Here is a 12011-nt window from a genome sequence, read left to right as displayed (position 1 = left end):
GGCTGGTCAGGTCACATGGCGTGGGAGCGGCCGGTGAAGGGCGTCGAAGACGTTGAGCCAGGCGGCCTGCCAGCGCCAGTGTTGGGGTAGATGGAGGGTGAGGTGGCCGCGGCCGTGCCGGGCGATGCGGGCCGGAACGGTGAGCAAGTGGCGGCGCAGCATCACCCCACGGGCTCGGGCATGAAACGCACCGGCCAGGCAGCCGGCCGCGCGGAGCAGATTGTGGGTCAGAGCGGCCAAGGTCAGCCAGGCCGCGTTCGCGGTGAACACCCCGGACGGCAGGTGGGCGAGCGGTCCGTCGATCAGGTCGGCGTTGACCTGCTCCATCATCGCGTGGTCGCGGTGCTGGGCCTCGGCCTGGATGAGGGTGAACGGACTGTCAGTGAAGATCGCATGGTAGCGCCAGGTGGTGAACAACTCCTCTTGGCCGATCTTCTCCTGCAGGTTGAGCCGCTTAACCCGGCGGACGATCAGCCGGGCGGTGGCGGCCCGGTCCTTGTTCGACGCGAACGCGGTGTAGGAGATCTCGGCGATCTCGGCGTCTGACACCCAGCGGCCGGCCTGCTCCTCGAAGACCGCGTCCGGATACTGGATCGCTGTCCAGGACGATTCGGGGATCGCCGCGATCGCCGCTTTGATCTTCTTGTCCATCGTCGCGGTCACCGAGAAGCACACGTGGTTGTCCCGGCAGGCGGCGATCACGCCCGCGCTGTAGAACGCCGAATCGGCACGCACCACCACGATGCCGCCAATACTGCCGCTGCCGCTGGTCCTGCCGCTGCCGCTGGTCCTGCCGGTGCCTGCCCCGGCGGCTTTGGCGGCACCGATGGCCTCACGGACGAACGGCTCGGCACCGCGCGCCGAGTTGGCCGTCCCGCCCCGCAGCCGGGTTCCGCAGATCACCGGGGCGGCCTGCGGTGTGGACACGGCAGCAGCACATTCAAGCCACCTATGACCCGTCCGGGCCGGGCCGGATGCTGTTCGCCTTCTTCGCCGCGATGGCCGAGACCGAACGCGAAGCCATCCGCGAAGCCACCCTGGAAGGCCTGGACGCCGCCGCCCGCAAGGGCAATCACGGCGGCCGACCCCCGGTCATCACCGACGACACTGCACACCGTGCTGCGCCGCAAGGCGGCCGGGGAACGCGTCGAAGACATCCACAAGGATCTGATCATCCCCACCGGGAAGCGCAAGGGCGAGAACCCGGCCCTGGCCAGCATCTACCGGGCCCTGGCCGAGCACGAAAAGAAGCAGACCTACCCCGAGGCCGTCGAGCAGGCACACACCGAGTTCGTCGTGCTCCAGACCGGTGGCCGCCGCTGACCTTCGTGCTCAGGTCGCTTGGCACCACCAGCGCTCGCGCCAACAGTCCGGGCCCTTTCCACACCACGCGGTGTGTTTCTGGCGTACTCCGGCCGTACCCCCACGGGAGCCTCCAGCGCCCGGCGAGCGCGCCGGCCCGGCTGATCGTCGAGCCGCCCGGAGCCGGCGCTGAGGGACGGCATGCTCGAGCCACCGCGCGAAGTGGTCCTCATGTGCCGCCCCCACCCGATGAAGTGCCACTTTCCGAATTCGATCTTATCGTCGATTGAAAAGTATGTTCTAGCAACAGGGTCAAGCCGGCGTCGCGACGCCGCGCCCGGTTACGGTTCGCTGCCGCATCCGAGCATGCCCCGAGGATCGTCCGGAACTCAACAATGTTCGCGACCGCGGACACCAGCAATTTGACTGATTCGACGGCGGCGCGAACGGGCCAGCCTCAGAGGGACAAGCCATGAAACTGGGGGCACCATGGAACCGACGATCGTCGACAGGCACGTCGCCTCCTCTTGCATCGAGGCCGAAGACGTGCCCTCCCGCAGCACGAATTCTCCGCACAGCGCCGGGGACAACGATCCGTCGGCCCCCTCGGGTTGGTGTGCCGCGGCCCTCGCGCTCTTGATCGCCATGAAACTCGAAGAACGCCGCCTCTAAAGACCCGCCCGCGTACCGACCGGTGGGGCTTGACGGTGTTCCAACCACACGGTGTTAGCTGACAACGGACCGAGGGGCGAGTGCGCCACTTCGGGATCGCGGAACGGCGGACGACGGAACCGGTCCCGCTGTCGGCCGCCCCACCGAAAGGACACCATGAGCGACAACGTCGACGTGCGCGACAATCCCGCACAGCACCGCTACGAGATCGCGGTGGACGGCGATCTCGCGGGCTTCGCCGTCTACTACCTCGAGAAGGAGCGGATCGTCTTCATCCACACCGAGGTGGCGATCGCCTACGAAGGACGAGGGTTGGGCAGCCGGCTCGCGCGTCAGGCCCTCGACGACGTACGCGGAAGGGGCCTGTCGGTGGTGCCGGCGTGCCCGTTCTTCGCGAGGTTCATCAAGATCCACCCGGAGTATCAGGATCTGACCCGTCGCGGCCAGGGCTCCCGCGCCGTCCTGGGCGAGCACGATGAGTGAGCCGAACCTGAAGTCGTACCCGGGATCCGAGATCACGGTCACGTTCGACGGCGGCCGGTGCCTGCATTTCGCCGAGTGCGTGCGGGGGCTCCCGGAGGTGTTCGACGTCTCCGCACGGCCCTGGATCGCCCCGGACAACGCCGGCGCCGCCGCGCTGGCCGCCGTCGTGGAACGCTGCCCCAGCGGCGCGTTGCAATACACCCGGCACGACGGGAGCGTCGAGGAGACACCGCCCGACCCCACCGTCGTGACCGCGAACGAGCGCGGGCAGATCCTGCTGCACGGCAACCTGACGCTGACCGGCCCCGGCCCGCGACCTCACCCGAAATATCGGATGACGCTGTGCGCTTGCGGCCGATCAGTGAAGCGACCGTTCTGCGACAACGCGTGCCGCAGCACCTGACGGCCGCCGAGCGCGCGTACTCGTCATCGCCCCGGCGACGCGATACTGACGCGGTACGCGTGCCACCGCGAGAGCACAGCTCGTACGTCGTCCGGGCCGTCGTCGATCAACGCCCTGCGATGGGCGAAGTTCCATACCGGATTCAGGTAGTGGTACCCGCCGTCGCCGTCCGCCTCGATCAGATGGGCGTCGGCCAGCGCCTCCAGCAGGTCCTCGGCATGGGTCTCGGGCACCACGAGCAGCGCGGCCACGACAGGCACGGTGATCTCCCAGCCCCGCGACACCGCGAGCAGCCGGAGCGTACGCGCCGCATCGGGTGCGAGCAGGCTCATGGCCTCCGCGTAGGGCGAGTCGATCTCCTCGCACTCCGCAGCACGCAGCCGGGCTACCGGCATCTCGACGAGAATGCGCGTACTCGCCTTGGTCAGGCTCCACTGCGGGCGGGCGACAAGCCGCAGACCTACCGCGCGCACGGCCTGCCCGAGTCCGGCCGTGCCCTGCGCTATCCGCCGGGCCGCCTCGGGCTCGCCCCGGAGCCGGCTCTCGCCGATGATCGCTCCCAGCAGCCGTTCGGTCTCGTCGGGGCTGAGCGGGCCCAGGGTGAGCCAGCGCGCCCCGGCCGCCTCCACCAGCTTCTGCCGCGAAGTCAGCAGCACCGCCGCCCCGCCCGCGCCCGGCATCACGTGCCGGATCAGGGAGCCGTCCCGGACGCCGTCCAGGACAAGCAGGATGCGCCGCCCGGCCGTCAACGAGCGCCACGCCGCTGTACGCTCCGCCAGGGAATCCGGCACGGCGGCCCCGGTCAGCGCGCGAATCATGCCGGCGAGCGCGTCGAACGCGGTTCCCACGGCGTCGCCGTCCACCACGATCTGCCCGTCCGGGAACCGCCGGACGATCCGGTGCGCGGCGTGGACGGCGAGCGCGGTCTTCCCCACGCCTCCGATGCCGTCGATACCGACCATCGGGACGGAGGAACCGGTGGGCCGCAGCGCGTCGGTGAGCGTGCGGAGCTCGTCCACCCGGCCCACGAAGTCGGGCAGGTCGGCCGGCAGTTGCGCGGGGGTGACGCGCGCGGCCGGAGACTGGGTGGCCAGCAGATCCGGATCCCTGGCGAGAACCCGGGCATGTATCTTCTGCAGGGCCGAGCACCAGAAAGCGCAGTCCGAGCGGAACCTGCGGCTCCGGTGCCATCGTCGGCCTCAGCGGCTCCAAGAGCCCCCGCCCCGTTCGGCCTCCGCGAGGACCCCGGCCAGCTCCGCCGGGCGGGACAGGAAGGCGGAGTGGGAGCTGTCCAGCGTGACCACCCCCGTCGCCGCGACGGAAGCGGCGTCGATGACCCGCACCAGGCGGCGCTGCAGGACCTCCGGGATCGCGTTGTCCTTGGCACAAACGATGTACGAGTGTGGGACCGCGCCGAAGCGCTCCCGGGTCACCGTCACCTTCTCGGCGGCGAACTGCGCGGGCGCGTCGTTGCTGAGCAAGGCGATGGCCGCCTCGGCCGCCGACACGTCGACGTCGCCGTAGAACAGCTCCCGGATCTCATCCCGGAGGGCAGGGTTCACCGGGTCGAGACGCAGCGCGCCGACCACCGCGGGGTCGGCGACCAGCACCCGGTCAAAGGAGTGGTAACTCGCGGCGAGTTCGGCCACGGACGCGGCGACAGGGACGTACGCGCTGAGATAGACGAGGTGGGCGAACAACTCGGGAGCGAGCTCGGCGGCGGCGGTCGCGATCACGCCACCGAGGCTGTGCGCGACGACGACGCAGGGCTCGCCGTTTCCGGCCAGCCGGATCCGGTCGACGAGCGCCTCGGCGGCATCGCGCACGCTGACGCCGGCGACCGGCGAGAGCTCGGTGGCCAGCGCCGCCGGATCGAAGGGCCGCGCCGAGCGGGCGAACGGCGGCCGGCCGTTCAAGCCGTGCCCCGCGAGGTTCACCCCGACCGACGGTATGCCACGAGCGGCCAGGTGGGGCGTGACCGACGCCCAGCACCAACTGCCGTGCCACGCGCCGTGAACGAGAATCATCGGTCGCATGCTGCCGACCCTGAGTTCGTCATCAACACAACACCGCCTTTCCGCCGGCTCAGACCGAACATTCCGGCATCGGCTCCGGCAGCTTGAGATCGATCAGATAGTCGGCGGCGATCTTGTCGACACACGTGTTGGCCCCGCTGGAGACAACCGTGTGCCCCTCACCCTTCACGGTCAGCAAAGCACTGCCGAGGGTCTCGGCGAGTTTGACGCCGCCTGCGTGCGGGGTCGTCGGGTCACCGGTGATCGAGATGACGAGCGTCTTCGGAAGGCCTTGAATGTTCTGGGCGTACGGAATGCCGAGAGTCGGCGGCGCCGACCAGAACTCGCATCCGTCCCGGGCGCCCCGCCCGACGTCGCCGCCCGGGCTCATGAAGGGAGCGACCTCGAACGCCCGGGCGCGCAACTGGGCGACGTCCTGCGGGGTGAGGCGCCGCTCGTCCATGCAGTTGATCGCAAAGAGGGCCTCGGTCACGTTGCCGTTCACCGCGTTGTCGGCCGCACCGCCGCCGAGGTCCTGCACCAGACGCATCAGACTGTCGCCGCGCCCCTGCCGCACCTCGTTCAGGCCGCGCACGACGGTGGGCCACAGCGTCGGGCTGTACAGTCCCGCCATCACACCGCCGACGGCCCCGTCGAAGTCGAGTTCCTGGCCCAGCGCGGGCACGGGCTTGTCCCGCAGCGGCTGCACGAGCGCCTGGAATCTCGAGGTCCAGGCCTTCGGGTCGGTCCCCAGCGGACACGAGGCGTCCTTGGCGCAGGTGGCCGCCATCACCTCGAACGCTCGCTGGAACCCGCCGTACGCGGCGAGTCGCCGCTCGATCGTGCCCAGCCCCGGATCGAACGCGCCGTCGAGGATCATCGCCCGCACCCGCTGCGGGAACTGCTCGGCGTAGACCGAGCCGAGCCGGGTACCGTAGCTCTGGCCGAGCAGGGTCAGCTTCTCGTCGCCCAGAACGGCTCGCAGAACGTCCATGTCGCGAGCGGTCGTGCGGGTGCCCATCGAAGCGAGCCCCTTCGCGCCCCCGGATCCCTCGGCGCAGCGGTCGAACACCGCGCGGGTGTCCTCCTCCGTCAGATCGACGGTCAAGGTCAACGTGGGGAACACCTTGTCCCCCCGCGTCGTGCCTTTCTCCGAATAGCAGTCGGCAGCCGGCTTGGTGGCACCGACACCGCGCGGGTCGAAGCCGACGATGTCGAAGGCTTCGGAGATGCGGCTCTTGGCCAGCCCCCGGCTCACGGCCAGCCCGCCCAACACGCCGGAGCCGCCCGGGCCGCCCGGGTTGAAGACCACCGAGCCCTTCGACTCCCCCCGCGCCTTGACGCGCAGGACCGCGACGGACGCGGTGGCGCCCTTCGGGTCGTCGTAGTCCAGCGGAACCGACAACCGTGCGCACTGGGCCTTGGGGTCCGCGAGAATCTCCGCTTCCCGTTTGCTGGTGGCGAACTCGGCGCAGCCCGACCAGTCCAGCTTCTGAGAATAGAATTTCGTCAGGTCGGCCGCTGACGAACTGGCGGCCGACGTGGGTTGCTCATTCTCTGCCGGCGTGCAGCCCATGGCCGAAATCGCGCAGATCGAAAGTACGAGACCAGAGAGGCCGGAGCGGCGGAATACCCGGGCTCGCCGCGCGAAGAGCTGGTCAATCTTCGTTCTGGGCACAGGGCGGACTCCCCTTCGTCCCCGCAAGTCAAAACCATGTTCCCGCCACCGGGTCAAGCCGGACACTCCGCTGCCGTCCCTGTGCAGATTTCGTCAACGTCCCGTCAATGCCGACGGTGGCCCAATGGAGCCGTGAGCTTCTCCTTGCCGGGCATCGACCCCGACGATCCGCGTTACCACCGGCGCGGCGTGATGTACGTACCCGCCGACCAAGGCATCACCAAATGGGTGTCGGGCGACGTGTACACGGTGAAAGCCACCGCGGGGAACACCGGCGGGGCCCTCGGCTTCATCGAGGCGACCGTTCCACCAGGGCGCGGCTCTTCTCCGCACGCGCACAGCAGCGAGACCGAGGCGTTCTACCTTCTCTCCGGCGAACTCGAGTTCCTGGACGGCGACCAGCGATTCACCGCGTGACAGGGTGACTTCGTCCTCGTTCCCGCGGGCATCCGGCACTCCTTCACCAACCGCGCCGTGCACACCGCGCGGATGGTCTTCATGTACTCGCCGGGCGGCCCCGAAGGCATGTTCCTGGACATGGGAGACGATCCCCGCGCCGGCGAGCAGCCGCGGGCCTGGGGCCCGGAGAAGGTGGCCGAGGTGCTGCCCACGCTGGCTCGCTATCAGACCGACGTGCTGCCGGACCCCGACTGAGCCGGGATGGGCTCAAGTAGCTTCAACGGCATCGGTCCGTCGGAAACTGATGTTTGCTCAAGCAAAATTCTAGTGAGTACCGTGGCCCGCGCACTCCCCCCATCCCAGTCCAAGGAGAGCCTGCCCCGGTGATGAAGCGGTTCATCGTGGCGACCGCCATCCTGCGGGCGGTCCTGATCGGACGACTCGTCTCCGCCACCGTCGCCACGGTGGTGACCATCCGGTTGAGCGCGGACGTGACGGCCGCAGGCCTGACGTTGGCCCTGATCGTCGTCGTCACGATCGTCGCGCTGGCCTTGATCAGTCGTCATCCGGCTCTCCTGCGCCATCGCGTCGCCGTGGTCGCGGTCGACGCCGCGGCCACGGCCGCCGTCCTGTTGACCGATCAGGGCGGGGTGGCGTATTTCTGCTTCGCCGCCGGATCCGCCGCGCTGGCCGGGGTGTTGCTGGGCACGGTCGGCGCGATGTTGTGGATCGCCCACACCGTGATCGGGCTGTCCGTCGCCGTCCAGCTGCTCCGGGACCTTCCGCTGGTGGCCCGCGAGCAGGTCGCGCCGTTCCTCGTCGCCGCGCCGATGCTCGCGCTGGTGTACGGGGTCGGCGCTGCGATGCTGACAGCCGCGCTGTATCGATACATGCAGGCCTCCATAGCGATGGCGGTCGCCGCGCAGCGCTCGGCGGCCGCCTCCGAGCGGGCCCGGCTCGCCCGCGAGCTGCACGATTCGGTGGCCAAGACGCTCCGCGGGGTGTCCTTCGCCGCCGTGGCGCTGCCGTCCTCGCTGCGCCGGCAACCGGCTCTCGCCGAGCAACTGGCCGCCACCGTCTCGCGGGGCGCCGACGCCGCCGTCCGCGAGGCCCGTGAGCTCCTCACCGCGCTGCGCCGTGATGTGCCCGACCAACCTTTCTGCCGGACCGTCCACGGTGTCGGCGACGACTGGAGCCGGTCGACCGGCATCGCTGTCCGGTTGACGACCGCACCGGTGGAGCCGTCACTGGCCGCCCGTTACGAGCTCGCACAGATCCTGCACGAGGCGCTGGTCAATGTGGAGAGGCATGCTGAGGCGTCGGCGGTCGAGGTCACGCTCGACCAGGTCGGCGGCCCCGTACGTCTGACCGTTCGCGACGACGGCGCCGGCTTCGACCTGCCCGCCGACCTTTCCCACCTGTCCGCCCAGGGCCGGTTCGGGGTGGTGGGCATGGCCGAGCGGGCCGAGACGGTCGGCGGAACCCTCCAGGTGAGATCCCGCCCGGGGTCCGGAACCGTGATCACGGCCGACGTACCGGCCGCGGCCGAGCGGATGTTCGCCGCATGATCGACGTGCTGATCGTCGACGACAACCCGATCGTCCGGTCCGCCATCCGCACCTACCTCGACGGCGACGACGACATCCGGGTGGTCGGTGAGGCGTCCGACGGGCGCACCGCGCTGTCGGCCGCGCAACGCCTGCGCCCGGCGGTCACGCTGCTGGACCACCGCATGCCGATCGCCGCAGCACCTGGCGATCGAGCAGGCGATCGATGTCGTCGTCGACCGTCGCGGTCCAGGGCCCGTGATCGCTGTAGACCTCGGCCGGCCGCGCCATCCGGGTCCGGACCGCATCGATCACCACGTTACGGGCGACAGTGAAGATCCAGCGGCGCAGCGACTCGGCTTCCTTGGGCAGGTCGTCCACCTTGCGCCAAGCCCGCAGCACCGTCTCCTGGAGCAGGTCCTCGGCCGCCTCCGGCTGGCCCTGGGTGAGCCGCACCAGGTAACGCCGCAGGGGAACCGCCGTGGCCATGAACAGGTCGCGCATCCGCTGTTCCCGCGCCGGCGGGGCGGTCTCAGGCCTGGTGCATACGGCGACGCACATCGCCGGTCTTCCCTCCGCTGTCGACGCCACCGGCGGCGTGCCGGCCGGTGCTGCCGCGGACGGTAATGTCCCGGAAGGCCTGGACGAATGAGCCCAAAGGCCCAGAAGGACCCAGGCGGGACCCAGCCGTCCGGACGGTGCGTCGGTCTCGAGGAAGTCGGATTTGTCAGCTTAGCAGGCTCGGAAGGTTCCGTTCGGCGTGACGGCCATGTCCCGTCGGACGACGGCGACCTTGGCGCCCACTGTCGCGCAGGCGTTGTTGTAACCCGTGGCCGTGTACTCGATCACGACCATGTTGTCGCCGTACAGTTCCTGGTAGCCGGGGCATTCCTTCCACCGGCCGCACTCCTCGACCACGGCGAAGTCGAGCCCGGCGTCACGGCCGGCGCTGCCGATACCGCCGTCCTCCGGGTCTCCGAGGGCGTTCTTCTGGGCGATCGCCAGCCCGCGGCTGTGCGCGTGCTCGATCAGAAGGCGGAGGTATGCGACGGTGTCCTGGACGTCGATCAGCCCTTCGGACCGGTCGAACGCGTCCAGGTTGTCCGGCTCGACGGCCTGGTAACCGGCGTCCGCGCAGCCGTCGATCCAGCCGTTCACGACACTCGCGACGGCCCGCCGCTTGGCGTCGGTGGTGATGTCGAGCAGGATCTCCCGCCACTCGCCGTCGATGACCTCCTCGCCCTGCGCGTTCTTCAGCGTCAGGCCGCGGTTGCGCCAGTCCTGCACCTCCGAGGCGATCGGCTGGGTCTGGAAAGCGTTGACGTAGCAGATGTTGTAGAGGTCGGGGTCGGCCTCGTCCTGCCTGTCCCGGCTGACGACCTTGGCGGCCGGATTGTCGTAGGCGCCGCCGATCTGGTAATCGAACACCGCGTTTGGGGTGGGCGGCGAGACCGCCGCGGTGGACGGCACGACCGCGTCGGACGAAGACGTTGTGGAAGCCTGCGCCGTATGAGTGGCGATGATGCCACCCGCGGTGATAGCGGCGCCCAGGGCAAGCGCCAGGATCCGGCGAGATGCGATAGCCACGTGCGACTCCAATGTTTCAGGATCTGACCGGCTGGACGCGATCACGTTTCGCACCATCAACGGACGAGATCGAGGCCGTGTTCACTTCTCGCGCGGATCGCAATGAATGCGGATCGAGCCACGAGAGGCCGGGCTTGACCGTGTGGTCTGCACAGGGTTTCCACTGAGGCCCCAGCGCCGCCGGGCCGCTGGACAAGCATCGACCACTCACCGCAGCGGGAAGCAAGTCCTGCGGCTCAGCCGACCGATCCCGTCTCGACCCGAGAGGACTGTCATGTCCTGCTCTCGCACTGTCATCAGTGCCGTCCTGTTGGCCGGATTTGTCCTCACCCAGCACGCCTGCGGTACCGGCGAGACGACCGACGCGGCGGGAGCAACAGCAGCGCCCTCGTCGTCGTCGCTGTCGGTCACCTCCCCGGCCGAAGCCACGACGACCTCGGCCTCGAAGCCCACCCGCACCAGCCGGACACCCGACGCGCCCGGAGGCGGTAGCAGCGGCAACGGACCCATCCTTCGGGGGGAGCGGCAGGTCGTCATCCGGCCGACACAAGAGGCCGAAGGCATCCTGGCCCTCGACGCCCAGGGCCGGCTCAACCTCACCGACGGGCCGTCGAACTTCACCCTGTTCGTGTTCGTGCCGGTCCGTGACGGCCTCCACCAGATCCGCACCGCCAAGGCCGGCGCCGGCGGCGAACCGTCCTGCTTGGGCATCCGCGATAACGGCTCGAACCCGCTGACCGTCGTGGCCGCCGCCTGCGACACCCGCCGCCAAGGGCAACTTTTCCGGATCCGTAAGGCCCCCGAAGCGGCGACCGACGGGTACGGCATCAGCAACCAGGGCGCCTACCTGCAAATCTCCGCCGAGCGAGGACTGATCGCCGAGAAGCTGAGCGACGCGCCCCTGCGCACCGTCTACACATTCGTCGACAACGGCAGCGCTCCGGCCCAGCCCGGCAGCTGACGGCGGCGGGCAAGGCTCGGCGGCCGGCGTCGCGTCCCCTGAACCCCCGTCCAGGGGACGCGACGGTCACGCCTCCACGGCCGAGCGGTCCCAGGCGGCCAGGTCGGCGGCGGCACCGTAGGTTGCGCGGAGGAAGTCGAGGAGTGTCGCGTCGGGATCGGCTGACTCGGCCACCTTCTCGTACGGAAGCACACACTCCTGCAGGGTCTTGTCGAAGTACGCCTCCGTGCGCTCCCGGTAGCCCGGCGGTTCCGGATACGCGTACGCATAGAAGGCGCCTTCCTCACCACCGCCCGGCCAGAAACCGAAGCTGGCCAGCTCGTGCGAGTAGCCCTCGTGCATGACCCACGGCGGGCAGTTGGGCACGCCGCCCGGGTGTTGCGGGGCGACCCGACCGGAGAAGCGGGTGTATGCCAGATCCATCGCACCCCAGAAGAAGTGCACCGGGCTGGCCTTTCCCACGAACTCGGAGCGGAAGCGGCTCATCACCCGCTCGGCCTGCAGCAGCTGCCGCCAGAACAGTCGTGCGGCTTCCCCGTCGTACGAGCAGTTCCGGTCGTTCTCGGCGAAGGGGATCGCGAGCTCGACCTCGTTGGGCACGGGGTGGATGCTGGGCTTCAGGCCGAGCGCGGCCAGCGCCTCGAGCGTCTCGCCGTAGAACGTCGCGACGGGCTTCGGTTCGAGAACCACATCGCGCGAGCCGCCGTCGCTGGTGCGCACGCGCAGCCGCTCGTCGACGAAGTCGAACTCGATGTCGAAGACGCCCTTGTCGTACGGCACGGCCGAGGTGGTCAGGCCGCGGGCCGTGGGATAGAGCGTGACGTGCCACCAGTGGTTGGCCGACGGCGTGTACGCCATCCGGATCTTGCCGACGATCTGGGTCCACATGTGCAGGGTGTCGCGGGTCTCGGTCCAGTCGGCCACGCGCAGCCGGGGCCACAAGTTGGTGATCGTTTTCTCCACG

At 69.5% G+C, this 12011-nt stretch carries 14 protein-coding genes and 2 pseudogenes; 9 read left to right on the top strand and 7 right to left on the bottom strand.

The genetic code is table 11. The features are described 5' to 3' along the window. Positions 1–6: 6 nt before the first annotated feature. Entirely contained in the window at positions 7–927 is a 921-nt protein-coding gene (locus ACSDR0_RS37810) for an IS1380 family transposase (RefSeq protein ID WP_435293754.1), read from the bottom strand. Here ACSDR0_RS37810 and ACSDR0_RS37805 point away from each other — a divergent pair. The 4 genes and pseudogenes from ACSDR0_RS37805 to ACSDR0_RS37790 all read left to right on the top strand — a co-directional run. Beyond that, positions 918–1061 (top strand): annotated as a pseudogene (locus ACSDR0_RS37805) (recombinase family protein); the annotation flags it as partial. The gene ACSDR0_RS37810 and the pseudogene ACSDR0_RS37805 sit on opposite strands and share 10 nt — an antisense overlap. A gap of 55 nt (positions 1062–1116) precedes the next feature. Then, the gene (locus tag ACSDR0_RS37800; RefSeq protein WP_435293788.1) at positions 1117–1323 is read left to right on the top strand and encodes a hypothetical protein; all 207 of its coding nucleotides are present in this window, start codon (positions 1117–1119) and stop codon (positions 1321–1323) included. Between the two features lie 702 nt (positions 1324–2025). Beyond that, positions 2026–2457 carry a GNAT family N-acetyltransferase gene (locus tag ACSDR0_RS37795; protein ID WP_435293753.1) on the top strand — a complete coding sequence of 144 codons (432 nt, stop codon included), beginning with the start codon at positions 2026–2028 and terminating at the stop codon, positions 2455–2457. Further along, positions 2450–2860 carry a (4Fe-4S)-binding protein gene (locus tag ACSDR0_RS37790; RefSeq protein WP_435293752.1) on the top strand — a complete coding sequence of 137 codons (411 nt, stop codon included), beginning with the start codon at positions 2450–2452 and terminating at the stop codon, positions 2858–2860. Before ACSDR0_RS37795 ends, ACSDR0_RS37790 begins: the two co-directional genes overlap by 8 nt. Positions 2861–2883: 23 nt before the next feature. On the opposite strand, the gene ACSDR0_RS37785 is transcribed toward ACSDR0_RS37790, so the two are convergent. From ACSDR0_RS37785 to ACSDR0_RS37775, 3 genes are all read right to left on the bottom strand, one after another. Next, positions 2884–3879, bottom strand: coding sequence for an NB-ARC domain-containing protein (locus tag ACSDR0_RS37785; RefSeq protein ID WP_435293751.1), 996 nt, complete (start codon positions 3877–3879; stop codon positions 2884–2886). Positions 3880–4059: 180 nt separating this feature from the next. Continuing rightward, entirely contained in the window at positions 4060–4887 is an 828-nt protein-coding gene (locus tag ACSDR0_RS37780) for an alpha/beta fold hydrolase (RefSeq protein WP_435293750.1), read from the bottom strand. 58 nt (positions 4888–4945) lie between these two features. Next, complete coding sequence (locus ACSDR0_RS37775) at positions 4946–6553, bottom strand: alpha/beta hydrolase (RefSeq protein WP_435293749.1); 1608 nt, start codon at positions 6551–6553, stop codon at positions 4946–4948. 144 nt (positions 6554–6697) lie between these two features. Between ACSDR0_RS37775 and ACSDR0_RS37770 the strand changes: the two genes are divergently transcribed. From ACSDR0_RS37770 to ACSDR0_RS37755, 4 genes and pseudogenes are all read left to right on the top strand, one after another. Continuing rightward, positions 6698–6970 (top strand): cupin domain-containing protein, encoded by a 273-nt coding sequence (locus ACSDR0_RS37770; RefSeq protein ID WP_435293748.1) that lies wholly within the window; start codon positions 6698–6700, stop codon positions 6968–6970. 57 nt (positions 6971–7027) lie between these two features. Beyond that, positions 7028–7207, top strand: a complete 180-nt coding sequence (locus tag ACSDR0_RS37765; RefSeq protein WP_435293747.1) for a hypothetical protein — start codon at positions 7028–7030, stop codon at positions 7205–7207. A 131-nt stretch (positions 7208–7338) separates the two neighbouring features. Beyond that, the gene (locus ACSDR0_RS37760) at positions 7339–8520 is read left to right on the top strand and encodes a sensor histidine kinase (protein ID WP_435293746.1); all 1182 of its coding nucleotides are present in this window, start codon (positions 7339–7341) and stop codon (positions 8518–8520) included. Next, positions 8517–8630: pseudogene (locus tag ACSDR0_RS37755) on the top strand (DNA-binding response regulator); the annotation flags it as partial. The gene ACSDR0_RS37760 and the pseudogene ACSDR0_RS37755, both read left to right, overlap by 4 nt. A 34-nt stretch (positions 8631–8664) precedes the next feature. On the opposite strand, the gene ACSDR0_RS37750 reads toward ACSDR0_RS37755, so the two are convergent. Continuing rightward, positions 8665–9003, bottom strand: a complete 339-nt coding sequence (locus ACSDR0_RS37750) for a sigma factor (protein ID WP_435293745.1) — start codon at positions 9001–9003, stop codon at positions 8665–8667. A gap of 228 nt (positions 9004–9231) precedes the next feature. Further along, the gene (locus ACSDR0_RS37745; RefSeq protein ID WP_435293744.1) at positions 9232–10086 is read right to left on the bottom strand and encodes an endo alpha-1,4 polygalactosaminidase; all 855 of its coding nucleotides are present in this window, start codon (positions 10084–10086) and stop codon (positions 9232–9234) included. Positions 10087–10396: 310 nt separating this feature from the next. Between ACSDR0_RS37745 and ACSDR0_RS37740 the strand changes: the two genes are divergently transcribed. Then, positions 10397–11047, top strand: coding sequence for a hypothetical protein (locus ACSDR0_RS37740; RefSeq protein ID WP_435293743.1), 651 nt, complete (start codon positions 10397–10399; stop codon positions 11045–11047). Positions 11048–11113: 66 nt separating this feature from the next. Here ACSDR0_RS37740 and ACSDR0_RS37735 read toward each other — a convergent pair whose 3' ends face one another. Continuing rightward, the gene (locus ACSDR0_RS37735) at positions 11114–12010 is read right to left on the bottom strand and encodes a DUF5996 family protein (RefSeq protein ID WP_435293742.1); all 897 of its coding nucleotides are present in this window, start codon (positions 12008–12010) and stop codon (positions 11114–11116) included. Between the last annotated feature and the right edge of the window lies 1 nt (position 12011).

This window comes from Streptosporangium sp. G11 (assembly GCF_051192615.1).
GTDB lineage: Bacteria > Actinomycetota > Actinomycetes > Streptosporangiales > Streptosporangiaceae > Streptosporangium.
The sequence above is the reverse complement of the archived record's forward strand: the minus strand, read 5'-3'. Positions and strand labels throughout refer to the sequence as shown.